At 64.4% G+C, this 18,770-nt stretch carries 16 protein-coding genes; 10 read left to right on the top strand and 6 right to left on the bottom strand.

Annotated elements, in window-relative coordinates; all coding sequences use genetic code 11:
• The first annotated feature begins 5 nt into the window (after positions 1-5).
• From QQF40_RS00875 to QQF40_RS00860, 4 genes are all read left to right on the top strand, one after another.
• The gene (locus QQF40_RS00875) at positions 6-1,022 is read left to right on the top strand and encodes a hypothetical protein (RefSeq protein WP_285460151.1); all 1,017 of its coding nucleotides are present in this window, start codon (positions 6-8) and stop codon (positions 1,020-1,022) included.
• Positions 1,022-1,981, top strand: coding sequence for a diguanylate cyclase domain-containing protein (locus tag QQF40_RS00870; protein ID WP_285460150.1), 960 nt, complete (start codon positions 1,022-1,024; stop codon positions 1,979-1,981). Before QQF40_RS00875 ends, QQF40_RS00870 begins: the two co-directional genes overlap by 1 nt.
• Positions 1,978-3,450 (top strand): bifunctional DedA family/phosphatase PAP2 family protein, encoded by a 1,473-nt coding sequence (locus tag QQF40_RS00865; RefSeq protein ID WP_254626942.1) that lies wholly within the window; start codon positions 1,978-1,980, stop codon positions 3,448-3,450. Before QQF40_RS00870 ends, QQF40_RS00865 begins: the two co-directional genes overlap by 4 nt.
• Before the next feature lie 122 nt (positions 3,451-3,572).
• Positions 3,573-4,451, top strand: a complete 879-nt coding sequence (locus QQF40_RS00860; RefSeq protein WP_175088246.1) for a DMT family transporter — start codon at positions 3,573-3,575, stop codon at positions 4,449-4,451.
• Positions 4,452-4,592: 141 nt separating this feature from the next.
• Here QQF40_RS00860 and QQF40_RS00855 read toward each other — a convergent pair whose 3' ends face one another.
• The 3 genes from QQF40_RS00855 to mpl all read right to left on the bottom strand — a co-directional run bounded on the left by QQF40_RS00855 (position 4,593) and on the right by mpl (position 7,400).
• Positions 4,593-5,222, bottom strand: coding sequence for a LysE family translocator (locus QQF40_RS00855; RefSeq protein ID WP_175088247.1), 630 nt, complete (start codon positions 5,220-5,222; stop codon positions 4,593-4,595).
• Between the two features lie 85 nt (positions 5,223-5,307).
• Positions 5,308-5,961, bottom strand: a complete 654-nt coding sequence (locus QQF40_RS00850) for a flavin prenyltransferase UbiX (protein ID WP_285460149.1) — start codon at positions 5,959-5,961, stop codon at positions 5,308-5,310.
• On the bottom strand, positions 5,958-7,400 hold the full coding sequence (gene mpl / locus QQF40_RS00845; protein ID WP_175088249.1) for a UDP-N-acetylmuramate:L-alanyl-gamma-D-glutamyl-meso-diaminopimelate ligase: 1,443 nt from the start codon (positions 7,398-7,400) through the stop codon (positions 5,958-5,960). Before mpl ends, QQF40_RS00850 begins: the two co-directional genes overlap by 4 nt.
• 194 nt (positions 7,401-7,594) lie before the next feature.
• Here mpl and QQF40_RS00840 point away from each other — a divergent pair, with 194 nt between their 5' ends.
• Entirely contained in the window at positions 7,595-8,857 is a 1,263-nt protein-coding gene (locus tag QQF40_RS00840) for a 6-phosphofructokinase (protein WP_175088250.1), read from the top strand.
• 105 nt (positions 8,858-8,962) lie between these two features.
• Here the strand turns inward: QQF40_RS00840 and QQF40_RS00835 are convergent, their stop codons facing one another.
• Entirely contained in the window at positions 8,963-9,619 is a 657-nt protein-coding gene (locus QQF40_RS00835) for an NAD(P)H-binding protein (protein ID WP_285460148.1), read from the bottom strand.
• Between the two features lie 47 nt (positions 9,620-9,666).
• The gene (locus tag QQF40_RS00830) at positions 9,667-11,394 is read right to left on the bottom strand and encodes a bifunctional protein-serine/threonine kinase/phosphatase (RefSeq protein ID WP_175088252.1); all 1,728 of its coding nucleotides are present in this window, start codon (positions 11,392-11,394) and stop codon (positions 9,667-9,669) included.
• Between the two features lie 266 nt (positions 11,395-11,660).
• Between QQF40_RS00830 and ppa the strand changes: the two genes are divergently transcribed.
• Positions 11,661-12,191, top strand: a complete 531-nt coding sequence (ppa, locus tag QQF40_RS00825) for an inorganic diphosphatase (protein WP_043331979.1) — start codon at positions 11,661-11,663, stop codon at positions 12,189-12,191.
• 135 nt (positions 12,192-12,326) lie between these two features.
• On the opposite strand, the gene QQF40_RS00820 is transcribed toward ppa, so the two are convergent.
• Positions 12,327-13,430 (bottom strand): DUF2333 family protein, encoded by a 1,104-nt coding sequence (locus QQF40_RS00820; protein WP_285460147.1) that lies wholly within the window; start codon positions 13,428-13,430, stop codon positions 12,327-12,329.
• A 518-nt stretch (positions 13,431-13,948) separates the two neighbouring features.
• Here QQF40_RS00820 and dsbD point away from each other — a divergent pair.
• The 4 genes from dsbD to accC all read left to right on the top strand — a co-directional run bounded on the left by dsbD (position 13,949) and on the right by accC (position 18,668).
• On the top strand, positions 13,949-15,964 hold the full coding sequence (dsbD, locus tag QQF40_RS00815) for a protein-disulfide reductase DsbD (RefSeq protein ID WP_285460146.1): 2,016 nt from the start codon (positions 13,949-13,951) through the stop codon (positions 15,962-15,964).
• Between the two features lie 256 nt (positions 15,965-16,220).
• Complete coding sequence (gene aroQ / locus QQF40_RS00810) at positions 16,221-16,661, top strand: type II 3-dehydroquinate dehydratase (protein ID WP_043331983.1); 441 nt, start codon at positions 16,221-16,223, stop codon at positions 16,659-16,661.
• Between the two features lie 173 nt (positions 16,662-16,834).
• Entirely contained in the window at positions 16,835-17,308 is a 474-nt protein-coding gene (accB, locus tag QQF40_RS00805) for an acetyl-CoA carboxylase biotin carboxyl carrier protein (RefSeq protein ID WP_285460145.1), read from the top strand.
• A 19-nt stretch (positions 17,309-17,327) separates the two neighbouring features.
• Positions 17,328-18,668, top strand: a complete 1,341-nt coding sequence (gene accC / locus QQF40_RS00800; protein ID WP_175088255.1) for an acetyl-CoA carboxylase biotin carboxylase subunit — start codon at positions 17,328-17,330, stop codon at positions 18,666-18,668.
• The last annotated feature ends 102 nt before the right edge of the window (positions 18,669-18,770 follow it).

Raw genomic sequence — 18,770 nt, 5'->3', positions numbered from 1 at the left:
TCACCATGGAGATCAAGTTCAAAGTCCGTCTCAGTCAGTTCGTCTGTCTGCTCGGCTCTGTATTGCTGCTGCTGGAAGCGGCACGACAGATCAGTATCGGCCTGACGCTCACTGCCCTGTTGCTGGCGGTGGGCGGCACGATGTTGCTGGTGGTCTCTCTCGCCCACGAGCTGTTCACCCTGCGCTGGTTCCGTACGCTGGTGATGCTCAGCGTCGCGCTGATCATGAGTGCACTGGTGCTGCTGGCCCCGCAACAGCACCTGATGTGGCTGTGGGGCTTTGCCGTCCTGCTGCTTTATCCGCGCCCACGCTGGCTGGCACCGGCCTGCGCACTGATCGGGCTGGTCACCACCTGGCTGGCGCTCAGCCAGCTGGGCAGCGACTGGCTGAGCCTGGGCATCGGTATCACCGCGACCCTGATGGCGCTCGGTGCCATCGGTGGGCGACGCCAGCAGCAGGTCTGGATGCAGCTGGAGCGTCGTGGTCGTCGTGATTCCAGCCGCGCGATCTGGTCACAGTACCAGCTGATGCGAGACCTGCCGCGGGAAATTGCCCGTGCCGATCGCGAGGAAATCCATATCGAATTGATCCTGCTCGCACCGGTCAAGACCGGCCGCCTGGCCAACCGTCGCCTGATGAATACCCTCGACAGCGCCGCATTGCCGCATGAAACCCGCTACCAGCTCGATGATGGGGCACTGGCCGTCTTGCTGGTCACCCGCGGCGAGCGCATGGCCAGTCTGCGCCGTCGCCAGTTGATCGAGCATCTCGCGATGCCGGTCCGCGCCCGTGTACAGCCTCTCAACGACAGTGATCTCGGCGCGCTGGACCTCAAGCGCCTCAGTGCCCACTTGAGCGATGAACCGCAGCCGATCACCCTGCTGCCGCCTCTGCCTCGCAAGCCTGCCGATGCTGATGCTTTTTCAGACGAAGCCCGGTCAGACGATGGACGAGACACCCTGAAACAGGCCAGCGCGGCAGACAAGGTCGCCGTAGCACCATCGCGGGGGAATGATCACTGATGTCTCCTTTACACAGTCTGGCGCATAGCGAGCGTCGGGAACTCGCCAATCGCAAGACACTGATCATGCTGCTGGCCGCCGCGGTGATCGCCACCTACGCCCTGTGGCGCTACCTGGTGGGCGATTTCGAGCATATCCTGACGCCGGTGCTGGCCACCATGCTGATGGCGATTGCCGCCGGCCTCAATCACCTCGATGATGAGCAGCCGCTGCCTTCCTATCTGACGCTGATCGCCAGCTATCTGATGCTGGCACTCGAGGCGCCGGGCACCTATCCGGGCATGTCACTGTGGCTGGGGCTACCCAGCGTGCTGACATTGCTGCTATTGCCCCTGGCGCCGGCAATGTTGCTCAATCTGGTGCTGGCACCACTGTGGCTATGGCTATTGGGCCAGCAGGAAGACAACTTCGGCGAGATACTGCGCTACCTGTGTCTGCTGCTGGTGGCCAGCCAGCCGTTCGTCATCAACAGCCTGCAGGCGGGTGTCATGAGCCTGACCGCCAGCGAGGAAACCGAGTGCAATGCCTTCAATGCCCGCACCGGCCAGCAGCGACTGATCAGTGAGGCGGCACGTGCGCGGGCGCTGGACCAACCGCTCAGCATTCTGGTCGTCTATCTGCCGCAACTGGACATGCTCGGCGAGCAGTTCGGCGAAGACAGGCGCGTCGAATGCCTGGCGATGGCCTGCGACGTGATGCAGGAGGTCTCGCGCCAGGGCGACCTGCTGTGCCGCAGCGACAAGTCCTCCTTCTGGCTGATGCTGCCCAATACCGGCGAGGCGGGAGCACTGATCATGCGCGAGCGCCTGACCGCGGCGCTGGCAGCGGCCACACAGCCGGAAACCGGCTCCATTATTGCCCGCGCGCGCCTGGTGACGTACAAGGCCGATGACACCACCCAGAAACTCGAGCAACGCCTGCTGGCCAGCCAGCTTGCCCTGATGGATCTCAATGAATGAGCGACACCCTTGCGTCACTGCTGCATTGGCTGAACCCCAGTGTGATGATCGATATCCTGATGACCACGCTGAGCGATCACCCGGCAGCCCTTGTCGCCGTCATCGGCCTGGTCTCACTGCTTGAATCTCTCGCCATCATCGGCCTGCTGGTGCCGGGCGTGGTCATTCTCACCGCTGGCGCCTCACTGGCCGGCCACCTCGAACTCTCGCTGCCGATATTGCTGGCTGTCGGTGCGCTGGGCGCCATCATCGGCGATGGCGTGAGCTTCTGGCTGGGCATCCGCTATCGCGATCAACTGCCCGGCCGCTGGCCCTTCTCGCGCCATCCCGAGTGGATCGAGCATGGTCAGCAGTTCTTTCATCGACACGGCAGCTGGTCGATCGCCTTCGGGCGCTTCGTCGGCCCGGTGCGCCCGATCATCCCGCTGGTCGCCGGCATGCTCGACATGCCGCCGGCGCGCTTCTTCCTGGTCAATGGCCTCTCGGCACTGGCCTGGGCACCGGCCTACCTGCTGCCGGGCTATCTGCTGGGCCAGACCTGGCAGTCACTGTTCACCTTGCCGGAAGGGGCCGATGGTCTGCTGGTCGGCCTGGCCAGCGGACTGATCGCCTGTGCCTTCGCCTTCTCCTTCCTGCGCCGCCAGCTGGGCCGTGAGGGCCGCCTCTATCATTGGCTGGCGCGTCGCATGCGTCGCAGCCCCTCCGGGCGGCGTCTGTGGTGGCAGCTGCGCCATCCCGACCCCGAGGGCGAATTTCCGCTCGCTTCGATGGCACTGCTGATCTTCGCGGTGATCAGCGTGCCCGCCATGAGTCTGGCGGTGCTGGCCCATCCCGAGCCGTGGTGGATCGACCGCGTGGCAGCCTCACTGGCCGCTAGCCTCTCCTCACTGTTGCCCCAGGACTGGCTGCGCGAGGCAAGCCTCGGGCTGTCTCGCCTCGCAGATGGCACCGGTCTGGCAGCGCTCGTGGCTCCGTGGCTGGTATGGCTGCTGCTCAAGGGTCGCCACGCGGTATGGTTGCATCTGACGGCGGCCTGGCTGGGCATCGCCAGCGCCAATACCGTGCTCAAGCACCTGATCCAGCGCCCGCGTCCGGACACCCCCGCCTTCCTGGAAGGGTCGATGTCATTCCCAAGCGCCCACGCCGCCGGCAGCGTGGCAGTATTCGGATTGGCCGCCGCCTTCATCGCCGAGCGCCAGCCCTCCTCGCGACGCCGCTGGATCTACTGGGCAGCCATCGCCGCCTGTACGCTGGTCGGCCTGTCGCGCATCACGCTTGGCGTCCATTACCTCAGCGATGTGCTGGGCGGCGCCTGCCTGGGTCTGCTGGTCTGTGCGCTGGTGCGCATCAGCTACCCCGCCTTCGTGCGCCAGACCTCGGCACCCCTCGACTCGCCGGCCCCGCTGCTGTGGTTGAGCATGGCGAGCCTGTTGCTGTTGGCGGCACGCTTCGTCTGGCTGCCGCTCTAGGCTGTCGCGATCAGACTGCTGCCACTCAGGCCGTCGCGATACCGTTGCCGTGATAACGATGTAAACCGATGAGCTGCCTGCGATGGCGGCTTTATCACTACCCCCTGATGACGAGGAACCACATGCCCGGCCCTGCTGCCCCTCCCGCCAACCAGCCCCAGGCGCTGATGTCGATTCATCTCGGCATCGCGCTGCTCGGCGGTACGGCGCTGTTCTCGAAAGGCGTGCCTCTCTCGGCGCTCGACATCACCACCTGGCGCAGCCTGCTGGCAGGATTGTTCCTGTTGTGGCTGGCGCGTCTCAAGTGGCATGTCTCGCTGCGCCTGAGCGGACGCGACTGGCTCTTGCTGGGCATCGCCGCCGCGTTGATGGCCGCACACTGGGTGAGCTACTTTCATTCGATGCAGGTGTCTTCCGTAGCCACCGGCATGCTGGCGCTGTTCACCTATCCCATCTTCATCGTGCTGCTGGAGCCCTGGGTGGAAGGCACACGCCTGAAAGCGAAGGACCTGGCGGCAGCGGGGCTGGTCTGTATCGGCGTCTGGCTGCTCGTTCCCGGCGGCGACAGCAGCGCGCAGGGCGACAGCCTGGCGGGAGTGTCATGGGGCGTGTTCTCGGGCCTGTTGTTCGCGGCACGCAATCTACTGGTGCGCTACCGTCTCAGCCATCTCAATCCGGTACTGTCGATGAGCCTGCAGGCGCTGGGGGTCGTGGTGCTGACACTGCCGTTCGTCTCCAGTGAGATCATGGATGCCAGCCCCTCGACGGGGATCGCCATGCTGGTGCTGGCCATCGTCTTCACGGCTGCGCCGCATGCGCTGATGACCTTCGCCCTCGGTGGACTCAAGGCCAAGACCGTCGGCATGATCGGCTGCCTGCAACCCGTCTACGGCGTATTGCTTGCGTGGTTGATTCTTGGCGAGGTGCCCACCTGGCTGACACTGGTCGGCGGCAGCTTCATCGTGGCGGCGGCAGCACTTGAGACCCTGCGTCGCAGCTGAATCAGCGTCGCAGCTGAACCGAAGTCACAGCTGACTCGAAGTGACTGCTGAATCAACGGCGCCCCTGGACACACCAAGGCCCGCCATTGGCGGGCCTTGGTGTGTTCACAAGATGAAATTCTTCGCTCGGTCATGCCGACATCAACCGGTCGCGAGCCAGACTCCCACGCCGATCATCAGCGTGCCCGCCACGCGGTTCATCAGGCGCACACGCGAGCCACGCCCCAGCCAACGCGCCAGGCTGCTGCCACCGCCGGCATAGAGCAGCAGGCAGGTGAATTCCAGCGTCAGGATGATGCCGACCAGCGCGATCAGCTGCGGCGCCAGCGGCAGGCTGGCATCCAGAAACGGCGGCAACAGCGCAATGAAGAACGCCCATCCCTTGGGATTGGCGATCGCGGTGACGAAGCCCTGTGCCGCCAGCGCGCGGCGCGAGGCGCGCGGTGCCTCCGCACCCTCCCCAGCTACCCCCAGGGCCAGGCGGCCACGCGAGCGCCACATCTGGATCCCCAGCCAGGCCAGGTAAGCACCACCCGCCAGCTTGAAGGCCGAGAACACCATCGGATAGCGCAGCATGATGGTCGCGACGCCGATCACCGCCGACACCGCCACCAACCCGACACCCAGCAGCTCGCCCATCATCATCCACAGCGTGCGCTTGACGCCCTGGGTCATTCCCAGGGTCATCGCCAGCGTCATGCACATGCCCGGCGTCAGCGAGACCAGAAAGAACGTCGGCACGAACACCGACAACAATGACCAATTCAGCATTCCCTGCTCTCCTTGCTCAGTCTGATGCAGTGCCAGAGGGATGCCTCTGACAAGCTCTCACTCGGACGGATCGACTGACCGCCCTTCAATCGCCGCTGACATGCCCCTCGCCCCAGCGCGGTATCAGCGCATGCGAGATCCCCAGCTGGTTGAGAATGCGTGCGACGATGAAATCGATCATGTCATCGAGGGTCTGCGGGCGATGATAGAAGCCGGGTGCGGCGGGCAGGATGACAGCGCCCATGCGCGTCAGACTCAGCATGTGTTCGAGATGGATGGCCGAGAACGGCGTCTCGCGCGGCACCAGAATCAGCGTGCGGCGTTCCTTGAGGGCCACGTCGGCCGCGCGTTCGATCAGGTTGTTGCTGGCCCCGGTCGCGATCGCGGACAGTGAGCCCGTGGAACACGGGCACACCACCATGGCGCTCGGCGCGCCGGAACCGGAGGCCACCGGGGCCATCCAGTCCTCGCGCCCGAAGCAGCGAATCTGGCCGGGCCTGGCGGCGTAGCGCTGCGTGAGCACCTCGGTGAGACGCGCCGGACGCGCCGGCAGCCCCTCATCGGTCTCGGTGGCGATCACCATGTGCGCCGCCTTGGAGACCATCACCATCACTTCATGACCGGCCGCGACCAGGCACTCGATCAGGCGCAGGCCGTACTGGGCGCCGGAGGCCCCGGTCAGCGCGACGGTGACCGCCGACTTGAACTCGCCCTCCGGGGCTGTCGCTTGCGCTTTCATGCTTCACCTTCGCGTGCTGCCAGCGCCGCAAGAAGGCGCTCGTGGATACCGCCGAAGCCGCCATTGGACATCACGACCACCCAGTCGCCGGCACGGGATTGATTGGCGATCTTCGCGATCAGGGCGTCGAGGTCCTGCTCGACCTCCGCCTCCACGCCGAGCGCACGGCACTCGCTGACCGTCTCCTCCAACGACCAGCCAAGGCTGGGGCCCGCGAACCAGCTGACGCGGTCGGCCGCGGTCACTGAAGCCGGCAGACGCGCCTTCATGGTGCCGAGCTTCATGGTGTTGGAGCGCGGTTCGATCACCGCCCACAGGCGACCGCCCTGCCCTTCGGCCGCAACGCCGGGCGCCAGGCCCTCGAGCGTGGTGGCGATGGCGGTCGGATGGTGCGCAAAGTCATCGATGACCTTGACGCCTGCCACCTCACCGCGCAGCTCCTGCCGACGCCTGGGCGGCGCGAAACGCGCGAGCGCCTCCAGTGTCACCGCAAGACTCACGCCGCATTCGACGGCCGCGGCCACGGCGGCGCAGGCATTGGCCACGTTGTGGCGTCCGCGCATCGCCCACTGGCACTCGACGAAGCGGTCCGCCTCGCCTGCGTCACCAGACGGCGGTGCCAGCGCGAAGTGGCTGCCGTCGGCACTGATCAGGCGATAGCGCCAGTCGCCACCGGCATTCTCGATACCGCTCTCAGCGCCGAAGCGCGTCACCGGCGTCCAGCAGCCTTGATCCAGCACGCGCTCCAGTGCCTGGGCACCGGCGACGGCGTCCGCCGCGACCACCAGCTTGCCGCCAGCCGGCACGGTGCGCACCAGGTGGTGGAACTGGCGCTCGATGGCGGCGAGATCCGGGAAGATGTCGGCGTGATCGAACTCGAGATTGTTGAGCACGGCAATGCGCGGCCGGTAATGCACGAACTTGGAACGCTTGTCGAAGAAGGCCGTGTCGTATTCATCGGCCTCGACCACAAAGGGCGCTTGAGGATCGCCGATACGCGCGGAATCGCCCAACTGTGGCGGCACGCCACCGATCAGATAGCCCGGTGCGAGGCCCGCACATTCGAGAATCCAGGCGGTCATGGTCGCGGTGGTGGTCTTGCCGTGGGTGCCGGCGATGGCGATCACCGGGCGGCCGGTCAGCACCTCGTCACACAGCCATTGCGGGCCGGAGGTATAGGCCAGCCCGCGCTCGAGCAGCGCCTCGACTTCGGGGTTGCCGCGCGAGACGGCATTGCCGACCACCGTGAGGTCAGGCGCGGGGACGAGATTGTCGGCCGCATAGCCTTCCATCAGGGTGATACCGGCCTCGGCCAGCTGTGTGCTCATGGGCGGATAGACGTTGGCATCGCTCCCCGTGACGCGATGACCGCGCGCGCGCGCCAGAAGCGCCAGAGAGCCCATGAAGGTACCGCAAATACCGATGACGTGAAGGTGCATCTGTTTCTCCAATCCGGAAGCCCGAGCAGCCTAGCATGCCCGTCAGGCGGCGAGTAGCACGCGACCTGTCAGGGATGGACGACACCCCCGGTGGCATTCGGGCGTCGTGCAGGGGTCATGTCTTTCGGATATGATGCGGCGGGTAAGCGCCAGCCCGTTCAAGACCATGACAAGGAAGCAGAGACGAGAAGCCCATGCCCCAGCACAATGCCTTCTACGCCCAGTCCGGTGGCGTTACCGCCGTCATCAACGCCAGTGCCTGTGGCGTCATTGAAGCCGCTCGTGAAAACGGCGACCAGATCGGCAAGCTGTATGCCGGTCACAACGGCATCATCGGTGCCCTGACCGAAGACCTGATCGACGTCAGCCAGGAAAGCGACGAGAACATCGCCGCGCTGCGCCACACGCCGGGCGGTGCCTTCGGCTCCTGCCGCTACAAGCTCAAGAGCATCGAGGACCACCGTACCCAGTACGAGCGTCTGATCGAGGTGTTCAAGGCCCACGACATCCGTTACTTCTTCTACAACGGTGGCGGCGACAGCGCCGATACCTGCCTGAAGGTCTCCCAGCTGGCCGAGACCATGGGCTATCCGATCCAGGCCATCCACGTGCCGAAGACCGTGGACAACGACCTGCCGATCACCGACAACTCGCCGGGCTTCGGCAGCGTGGCCAAGTACATCGCCACCTCCACCCGCGAGGCCGGCCTCGACATCGCCTCCATGTGCGCCACCTCCACCAAGGTGTTCATTCTGGAAGTCATGGGCCGTCACGCCGGCTGGATCGCCGCTGCCGGCGCCCTGGCCGGTGAAGATGCCACCCAGCCGCCGCACATCGTCGTCTTCCCGGAAGTCGCCTTCCACCGCAAGGAATTCATGGCGCGCGTCGATGCCTGCGTCAAGGAACACGGCTATTGCGTGGTGGTGGTCTCCGAAGGTGCGCGTTACGAAGATGGCACCTTCCTGGCCGATGCCGGCAACACCGACGCCTTCGGCCACCGCCAGCTGGGCGGCGTCGCGCCGACACTGGCCGGCATGGTCAAGCAGGACCTGGGCTACAAGTACCACTGGGCGGTGGCCGATTACCTGCAGCGCGCAGCGCGTCACATCGCCTCGAAGACCGACGTCGAGCAGGCCTACGCCACGGGTCGTGCCGCCGTCGAGATGGCCCTGGCCGGCAAGAACGCCGTGATGCCGGCGATCCGTCGCCTCGGCGATGGCGCTGACTACGCCTGGGATATCATCGAGGCGCCGCTGGAGAAGATCGCCAACCATGAGAAGTTCATGCCGCTGGAGTTCATCAGCGAAGATGGCTTCTACATCACCGACGCCTGCCGCGAATATCTGTCGCCGCTGATCCAGGGCGAGGACTTCCCGCCGTTCATCAATGGCCTGCCGGCGGTCGCCAGGCTCACGCTGGCCAAGGTCGAGAAGAAGCTGACACCGTTCACGGTCTGATCGCCTGGCGTTGACGCGTCTGAGCGATCCGTCGCTGACAGTGAAGCGAGTGTAAAAAAGCCCCGCACAGGCGACTGTGCGGGGCTTTTTGATGACTGTCAGTTGTCATGCGGGGGAACGGGGGAACACCTCCTCCAGCCGGTACACCGCATGCGCCTGCTGCTGACGCTGGCTGACCTCGACCATACGCGCCGCTACCTGAGCGCCACGGATCGGCCGGTAGCGCTGCAAGCCCGGCAAGCGGGTAAGCGCCGGCAACAGATGGCGCGCCAGCGTCTCGCCCAGACGGAACTCGCTGCGCTCCCCCACCAGCAATGACGGCTGGAAGACACTGATACGCGCAAAGGGCAGCGCCTTGATGGCCACTTCCAGCTCGCCCTTCATCCTGAGATAGCCATTGCGGCTCGCGTGATTGGCGCCGCTGGAGGAGACCAGCAGGTAGTGCGCCACTCCCTGGGCGGCCGCCAGCCGAGCGGCACTCAGTTGATGATCGATGTCGACACGCCGCTGCGCCTCGAGCGACCCCGCCTGCTTGAGCGTGGTGCCCAGGCACGAGAACAGCAGATCCGCCTGGAAACAGTGGGCCCAGTCTTCCAGTCGCGCGAAGTCGACCACATGGTTCTCGACCTTGTCAGAGTCGCAAGGCGCCGGCCGGCGCGTCAGCGTGACGACTCTGGCGATGGCCTCGCACGCGATGAGTTCAGTCACCACCTCGTGCCCGACCACGCCGGTCGCCCCTATCACGATCGCGGTCTGGCCCATGCACCTATTCCTCCCGCCATGGCCTTGCCCCCCATCGGACTCCGCGCTCACTTGAGCAACCAGGACAGCACCAGCAGCAACAACAGGATGCCGGCGACGCCCTGCCAGAAATTGGCCGGTTCACGTATCGCCTCCGAGGGCGTCAGCGCCTTGCCGGGGTCCTGCTGCGGCAGCCGCAGCGCGTAGAGCAGCTCAGACAGACGGCGATAGCGCAGGGTGCGTTGCGGATCCAGGGCGCGCCTGAGGGCATCGTCCAGTATCTGTGGCACCTGGGGATTGCGCATGCGGGCTGGCTGATATTCCAGCAGTTCGAGGTCGGTATGGGTGCGCAGCTGCTCCATCGACTGGGCGTAGGGCTGCATGCCGGTCAGCAACCAGTAGATCACCGAAGCCAGGCCGTATTGATCGCTGCGCCGACTGACATCGGCGCCAAGGGCATATTCCGGCGCGCTGTGCTCGGTCAGGCCGACCTGGCGCGCCAGCGGACCGGCGCTCTCATGGCCATCCCCCTCACGCAGATGGCAGGCGCCGAAATCGACCAGCACCACCTTACCATGCCGGTCGATCATCACGTTGTCGGGGTGAATCAGCTGGTGCAGCACCTCACGACGATTGAGGGCATGCACGGCCTTGCCAAGCTGACGCGCGATGTCGAGACGCTGCTCGAGATTGGCCTGTGGATGCATGCGTGCCCATTCGGTCAATGTCTGCGCCTCAAGGTGCTCGAGCAGGTAGTAGAGGTGATCACGCGGGCGTGACGGCTCCACCACCTTGACCACGAAGGGCGAGCTGACGCGGTCCACCACCCACTGCTGGAGCAGGAAGTGCTCGAGATAGGCGTTCTTGAGCGACAGTTCCGGGCTGGGCGCCTTCATCACCATCACGCGCCGGCTCTTGAGGTCACGCACCTTGTAGACGCGTACCCGCGCGCTGCGCGACATGACTTCCAGCACTTCCAGACCATCGATGCGGTCGCCCGGCTCCAGCTCACGCGGCACCGGAAGGTCGCCATAGACACGCCCCGGCGTATCGTCAGAGGCAGTCGCCAGGCGGTCAATGCGCACCAGCTGGAAGCAGAACTGGTCAGCCGTGTAGCCACGCTCATCGGCGCGGTCCGCCGCGGCATGGGCCAGGCGCTCACTGGCGGCGTCGAGATCCGAGACGTCATCGCGGATCAGTGACACGAAATCGGAAGGCAGCAGAGTGCCGCGCACCGCCTGGGTGGTGAACAGGAAGATATCACCCTGCTTGAGCGGCAGCTCGATATAGTCGATGTCGAGGCTGACATCCATGCCCAGCGCCCGCGACGGATAACGATAGCCGCCGAGATCGGTGACATGATCACGCGAGATCTGCTCGAATTCGCCGCCACGCAGCCGGAAGACCACCGTGTCACCGGCATGGAACAGATGCGCCGACTGGCCCCGGAAGACGACTGCGGAAATCGAGGTCACGTAACTGCCGCCCCGCACGAAGCGACTCTGGCTGTAACACCAGCTGTTCAATGCCCGCAGCACGCGGGTCGCGGAATACTTGACGCTCCAGTTGTCAGGCGTGGCGAAGTAGTCGGCCAGAAAGCCACGCACGGCAAGGTCGCCGGCCTGCTTGGCAATCGCGTTCTTGCTGGTGGTGTCGGCGATCAGCGCGCAGCCACCCTTGGCCGCCAGCGGGCCGCGCTCCAGCGGTATCTCCAGCGACATCGAGCTGCGATGACGCTTGCGGTCGGGAGCCACGAAGGCCTGACCGTAACTGAGTGAAAGCTCTGCATCCGCCAAGGCGGTCTCCTTGCGTCTCGATCCTGCCGTTACGTTTCATGCATGCGGTGGTGACGCAGCGTCAGCCCGACGCTGATACGTGCAATCGCCGTTGCGCCGCGCTGGGCGGCCCCAAGTGTTACCCGAGTCAGCCTGCAGTGCCACCACTCGTTGATGCAACGCAAGGCGATCGAGCGTGGCATAATGGCAAAACGGTCTGCCAGTTCGTATAATTCAGCGGAATTTTGACCCGCAGGCCTTCAACCCGCAAACCCAAGGACTCGACAATGAGTTTCGACAAGATCCCCGCTGGCAAGGAATTGCCGAACGACGTCTACGTAGCGATCGAGATTCCGGCCAATCACGCGCCGATCAAGTACGAGATCGACAAGGACATCGATGCGCTCATGGTGGATCGTTTCATGGCCACCCCGATGTTCTACCCGGCCAACTACGGCTACATCCCGAATACCCTGGCCGACGATGGCGATGCCCTCGACGCGCTGGTCGTGACCCCGTATCCGGTCGCACCGGGCAGCGTCATTCGTGCGCGTCCGGTCGGCGTGCTCAACATGAGCGACGAAGCCGGTGAAGACGCCAAGCTGGTCTGCGTCCCGCACCAGAAGCTGACCTCCCTGTACGACGACGTCCAGGAAGTCACTGATCTGCCGGAACTGCTGCGTCAGCAGATCGCGCACTTCTTCGAGAACTACAAGGATCTCGAGAAAGGCAAGTGGGTCAAGATCGATTCCTGGGACGGTGCTGATGCCGCCCGTGCCGCGATCGAGAAGGCAGCCGCTGCCTACCAGAAGGACTGAGTCCTTTCGAAGTGATGCGCGATTCAGGCATCACGATGCGAAAAAGCCCCCGTCATTGACGGGGGCTTTTTTCGTTTCCGGCTCACGCCCGGCACCGGTGAGGAGAACCGTCAGCCGGCATCGGACGTCACGGGATCAGCCCTTCTCGAGCAGGCTGCGCAGGTCACTGATCGCGGAGTTGGCACGCGCGACGTAGTTGGCCATCACCAGCGAATGGTTGGCGAAGAAGCCGAAGCCGGAGCCATTGAGGATGATCGGACTGCCGATGTCGGTCTGGGTCGCTTCCAGCTCACGGATGATCTGGTCGATGGAGGTCAGCGCGTTCTTGTCTTCCAGCACGCCCTGGAAGTCATGGCGCACTGCCTTGAGCAGATGGATCAGCGCCCAGGAGGTGCCGCGTGCCTGATAGAAGACATCGTCGATCTCGAGCCACGGCGTCTTGATCTCTTCTTCCGCCTGGGTACTCTTGGCCGAGGTGGCGCTCTTGTCGCCGGCCAGGCTCAGGTTGAGCTGCGACTTGCCGACACTGGCCGACAGGCGCTGGGACAGGGAACCGAGGCGATTCTCGACATCCGACAGCCAGGCCACCAGGTTGTCGGCACGCGCGTAGAACTGGCCGTTGTTCTGGGTGTCATCGCTCAGACGCTTGAGGTAGTCGCCCAGCTCACGGTTGGCGTCAGCATATTCGTGCTCGGCTTCCGGCAGCATCCAGGCATTGGCATCGATGAACAGCAGGGATTCGGCCTTGCCCAGCGCCTTGTCATCGCTGGACTGGGACTGCGAGCGGCTGAATTCCTTGCGCAGCTCACGCGTCATGTCACGCACCTGCACCAGCACGCCATATTCCCAGTTGGGCATGTTGTCGAGCATCAGGCCCGGCGGCGCCACATCATTCTTGAGATAACCGCCCGGCTTGTGCAGCAGGGTGCCGTTGAGTGTCATCAGGGTGGCGACGGTCGCGGTGCCTGTCGGCAGGGTCTCGAAAGCCGGTGCCGGCTCTTCGCCCTCGACCTTGGCCACCGGTGCGGCCAAGCCATGCACGCGAGCCAGTTCGGTGCGCGTGGCCTGATCGATGTTGAACTCGTCCGGTTCACTGCTCCAGTAGATCCCAAGGCCAACGCAGACCAGCAGGTAAATGACGAACAGCCCGATCAGTGGTTTCCAGATCCAGCCATACTGAGGCGTTTCCAGCACATCGCGATTGGCGCCGCGCTTGCTGCCTTTACCGAATAGGGCCATGCGTTCTTCCTTGTATGAAGCCTTGTAGAAAAAGCCGTGTGAGAGACGAGTCAGACCTGCCTGAACGGATGTGAGCCGCGCCGATGCATCCAGCGCCGGTACTCATGACGTACGTCCTATCCTATCATGCGCCCCTGCACGTGCCAGTCGCACTCGGTGAAGTGCCGGTTCTGTGGCAAGGTGCGATGCGCTCCGGATTGCGGGCCGGGCCACGGGCCTGGTCGTGGACCGAGCCGCGTTACGGGGCGAGGATCGGACTGCCGCCCGCACAGGCGGCTTCATTACTCGATCCCGGTGCGCTTTCACATGCCCTCACACGAACGGGGATGTCTGCTACATGGTGGCACATTCATCCGCGTGCAAGTCGTGCGCGGCGATGATGGGCTTGCTCACGATCCGGCGCTCACCCCCGAGCAGGATGATGGCGGCGCGACACTGCGGTGCCTTGAGGCCTGCAGGATGTTTTTTCGGCACTGTATAAGGATGCTTTCGTGCTTCGTTCGTTCTTGAAAGTCAGCATGGCGCTGCCAACGGGCCGCGCACGCCCCTCCTCGTTCTCACGCCTGTTGGGCCCTGCGTTGCTGGCAACCCTGCTGGCAATCGCTCTGGTTGTCGCGCAGGCCATGACGGCACTGCCCGCCAATGCCGGTCTGTTCGGCCCGGACTCAAGTTCAAACGCCGGCAGCGGCTCCAGCAGTGCGGCGTCCAGCCTGTTCGGCGGCGGAAATCAGGGCGATTTCCTGCCGGTCAGTGAAGCCTTCCAGCCGCGCAGCTGGCGCGAGGGCGACACGCTGTATGTCGGCTTCACCAGCGCGGAAGGCTATTACCTCTATCGTCACCAATTCAGCTTCTCGACCACCAGCAACCAGGTCGTGCTGGGCGACGCCGACCTGCCGCCGGGCGAGCTGAAGAACGACCCCTACATGGGCGAGGTGCATGTCTTCCATGATGCGCTGGTCATTCGCATTCCGCTGACCAGCGCCTCCTCGAGCAAGGCAGTGCGTGACGACACACCGGCCAGCGGCCCGGTCCCACTCTCCATCACCTTCCAGGGCTGCGCCGATGCCGGGCTCTGCTATCCGCCGGAGACCGTCACTCTACAGGCCGGTGAGCAGAGTGCCCCTGCCCCCTTCGCGCAGTTGATGCCGACCGCCGGCCAGTCGAGCGAGACTACGGCGTCGACAGCAAGCCGCACCACTAAAGCCCCGATCAGCGGCACCGATGCCGGCTTCAGCACACTGTTCGCGGATGCCAGTCTGCTGACGGCTCTGGGGCTGTTCTTCCTCGCCGGACTCGGCCTGACCTTCACACCCTGCGTGCTGCCGATGATTCCGATCCTGAGCTCGATCATCGTCGGCCAGCGCCCCAGCCGTCCGCGCGCCTTGCTGCTGTCCACGAGCTATGCCCTCGGCATGGCCCTGACCTACGCCGCGGCCGGCACCTTGATGGGCCTGTTCGGCGCAGGGCTCAACCTGCAGGCGCATCTACAGGCGCCGGCCGTACTGATTCCCTTCGCTGCCTTGTTCGTGCTGTTCGCGCTGGCCATGTTCGGCGCCTTCACTCTGCGACTGCCAAGCGGCATGCACTCACGACTCGACACACTGCAAGGGCGCCTGATGAACGCCGGCCCCGGCGGACTAGCGCTTGCGGGCGCGTTATCGGTACTCGTGGTATCGCCCTGCGTCTCGGCACCTCTGGCCGGTGCGCTGGTCTATCTTTCCGCCAGTGGCGATGCCATGACCGGCGGGCTGGCACTCTTCGCTTTGGGGCTGGGCATGGGCGTGCCGATGATTCTGGTCGGCACCTTCGGCGCCAGCCTGCTGCCCAGGGCCGGCGGCTGGATGGAGGGCATCAAGCAGGCCTTCGGTATCCTGCTGCTGGGGGTGGCGCTATGGCTGGTAGAGCGCTTGCTGCCGGCCTCGCTGGCAGTACTGGGATGGGCCATTCTGGCCATCGGCACGGGCGTGGCGCTGGGGGCGCTCAGCGCACAGAGCCGAGGCTGGGCGCGTGCCCGTCAGGCCTTGGGGCTGGTCGCGCTGGGCTGGGGCATGGTCAGCCTGCTGGGTGTGGCAGGCGGCGCAAGCGACCCGCTGCGCCCGCTGGCCCCCTTCACTGGCGGCACATCACCCGGGCAGGCCGCCGAGACATCACTGGACTTCATCACCGTCAGCGACATGAGCGAGCTCGAGCGAGAACTGGCACTGGCCGCCAGCCGCGGCCAGCCGGTCTTCGTCGACTACTACGCCGACTGGTGCATCTCGTGCAAGGTGATGGAGCGCGAGGTCTTCCCCAGGGTCGCCAGCCAGTTGCGCCAGTTCCACCTGATTCGCGCCGACGTCACCAGTCCCGGGGCCGCGACCCAGGCGCTGCTCAAGCAATTCGGCCTGTTCGGCCCCCCCAGCCTGCTGTTCTTCGCCGATGAACGCGAACTCAAGGAGGCGCGTATCCAGGGGGAAGTCGATGCCAGCCAGCTCGGCCAGCACCTGACATCAGTACTGGATCAGCTGCGCGGCCCGTCACGGCGCGCCAACTGAAAAGCGTGTTTGCCACACGCCCGTCGCAGCGCAGCTGCTGCCGAGATGCATGTGAGGGCGAAGAATGCGGCAAAATCTTCGGTTCAGTGCCAAACTGGACAGCGTTCGAGAATTTCGGCAGAATCCGCGTCACTACGGCAACAGCCTACGCTCAATAGGTAAACGTCGTGGATAGTGACGGTATCTTTGCATTTTCTTCATGGGTTAACAGCTCAATGAGCCTGGTGCTCGAGCACGGCTGACACAAGGGACTTTCATGGCGCGCATCCTGGTACTCAACGGCCCCAATCTCAATCTGCTGGGGACCCGTGAACCCGAGGTGTATGGCACCACCACGCTGGAGGATATCCACCAGCGTCTGGTCCAGCGCGCCAGCGCGGCCGGCCATCAGCTGGACTGGCTGCAGTCCAACGCCGAGCATGTGCTGATCGAGCGTATCCACCTTGCCCGTGAAGATGGCACCGCCATCATCCTGATCAATCCGGCGGCCTTTACCCATACCAGCGTTGCGCTGCGCGATGCGCTACTCGGCGTCGCACTTCCGTTCATCGAGTTGCACCTTTCCAACACCCATGCCCGCGAGCCGTTCCGCCACCATTCGTATCTTTCCGATGTGGCGCGCGGCGTGATCATGGGCTTTGGCGCTCGAAGCTATGACATGGCGCTTGACGCCGCCCTGGACGATCTCGCGCAGTAGGGGCTCGCCCAGAGCGGTGTTCACGCACCGCCATCAGGCGCCATCACCGCCTGATACCAGGATTCACCGGCCATCGCCATGGTCGGGACAGCCGTCGGGGCTGTCGCCCGTAGCCGCCGCTATCACGGCTGCACACCCCCATTTCCAGCCACATTTACATCGGGATTAATTTCATGGATATCCGCAAGGTCAAGAAGCTGATCGAGCTGCTCGAAGAGTCCAACATCAGCGAAATCGAGATCCAGGAAGGCGAAGAGTCCGTTCGCATCAGCCGCCATCCGCAGGGCTTCGCCCAGCAGCCGATGATGCAGGCCCCGATGATGATGCAGCAGCAGCCGATGCAGCAGTCCGCTCCGGCAGCCGCTGGCGCCGCTGAAGCACCGGCCGCTCCGGCAGCACCGGCTGCAACGCAGGGTCACACCATCAACTCTCCGATGGTCGGCTCCTTCTACCGTTCTCCGGCGCCAGGCTCCAAGGCCTTCATCGAAGTCGGCCAGAGCGTCAAGAAAGGTGATACCGTCTGCATCGTCGAGGCCATGAAGATGATGAACCAGATCGAAGCCGACAAGGATGGCGTCGTCGAAGCCATTCTGATCGAAGACGGCGAGCCGGTTGAATTCGACCAGCCCATGATCGTCATTTCCTGATCCCAACGGACACGTCACCATGCTCGACAAGGTACTGATTGCCAACCGCGGCGAGATCGCCCTTCGCATCCTTCGCGCCTGCAAGGAACTGGGCATCAAGACGGTAGCGGTGCACTCCAAGGCCGACCGCGACCTGATGCACGTCCGCCTGGCGGATGAAGCTGTGTGTATCGGCCCGGCCTCCTCTGCCAAATCCTATCTTCACATCCCGGCACTGATCGCAGCTGCCGAGGTGACAGATGCCGACGCCATCCACCCGGGCTACGGCTTCCTGTCGGAAAATGCCAACTTCGCCGAACAGGTCGAACGTTCCGGCTTCGCCTTCATCGGTCCGCGCGCTGACACCATCCGCATGATGGGTGACAAGGTCGCGGCCATCGAGGCGATGAAGCTGGCCGGCGTTCCGACCGTGCCGGGTTCCGACGGCCCCGTGCCGGAAGACGAAGACGAGATGTACGCCATCGCCGAGCGGATCGGCTATCCGGTGATCATCAAGGCTGCCGCTGGCGGCGGTGGTCGCGGCATGCGCGTGGTGCACTCCAAGGCCAGCCTGCTGTCCTCGGTGAGCATCACTCAGGGTGAAGCAGCCGCGGCCTTCGGCGACGGCACGGTGTACATGGAGAAATTCCTCCAGAACCCGCGTCACGTCGAAGTCCAGGTACTGGCCGATGGCCAGGGCAACGCCATCCATCTGTATGACCGCGACTGTTCCCTGCAGCGTCGTCACCAGAAGGTGCTGGAAGAAGCACCGGCGCCGCAGCTGGACGAAGAAGCGCGTGCCAAGGTACTCAAGGCGTGCACCGATGCCTGCATCGAGATCGGCTACCGTGGCGCCGGCACCTTCGAGTTCCTGTACGAGAACGGCGGCTTCTACTTCATCGAGATGAACACTCGTGTTCAGGTCGAGCACCCGGTGACCGAGATGGTCACTGGCATCGATATCGTCAAGGAGCAGCTGCGCATCGCCTCCGGCCTGCCGCTGTCCGTGAAGCAGGAAGATATCGAGCTGCGCGGTCACGCCTTCGAGTGCCGTATCAATGCCGAGGATTCGCGCACCTTCATGCCGTCTCCGGGCAAGGTCGAGCTCTATCACGCACCGGGCGGTCTGGGCGTGCGCATGGACTCGCACCTGTATTCCGGCTACACCGTTCCGCCGCATTACGACTCCCTGATCGGCAAGCTGATCACCTGGGGCGAGAGCCGCGAGATCGCACTGACGCGCATGCGCAATGCTCTCGATGAGCTGCTGGTGGAAGGTATCAAGACCAACACTGACCTGCAGAAGGATCTGGTGCGTGATGCCGGCTTCCAGGAAGGTGGCGTCAACATCCATTATCTGGAGAAGAAGCTGGGCCTGTAAGACGCTCCGCTTGAGATCGGTAACGCGTGTTGCCGATGGACGCACGACAGAAGGGTGGCCTCGGCTGCCCTTCTGTCGTCTGTGCCCTCCTCCCCTTTCTTA

The sequence above is a fragment of the Cobetia sp. LC6 genome, assembly GCF_030264805.1.
GTDB lineage: Bacteria > Pseudomonadota > Gammaproteobacteria > Pseudomonadales > Halomonadaceae > Cobetia.
Note: the sequence above shows the minus strand (reverse complement) of the source record. Positions and strands in the feature narration are given on the sequence as shown.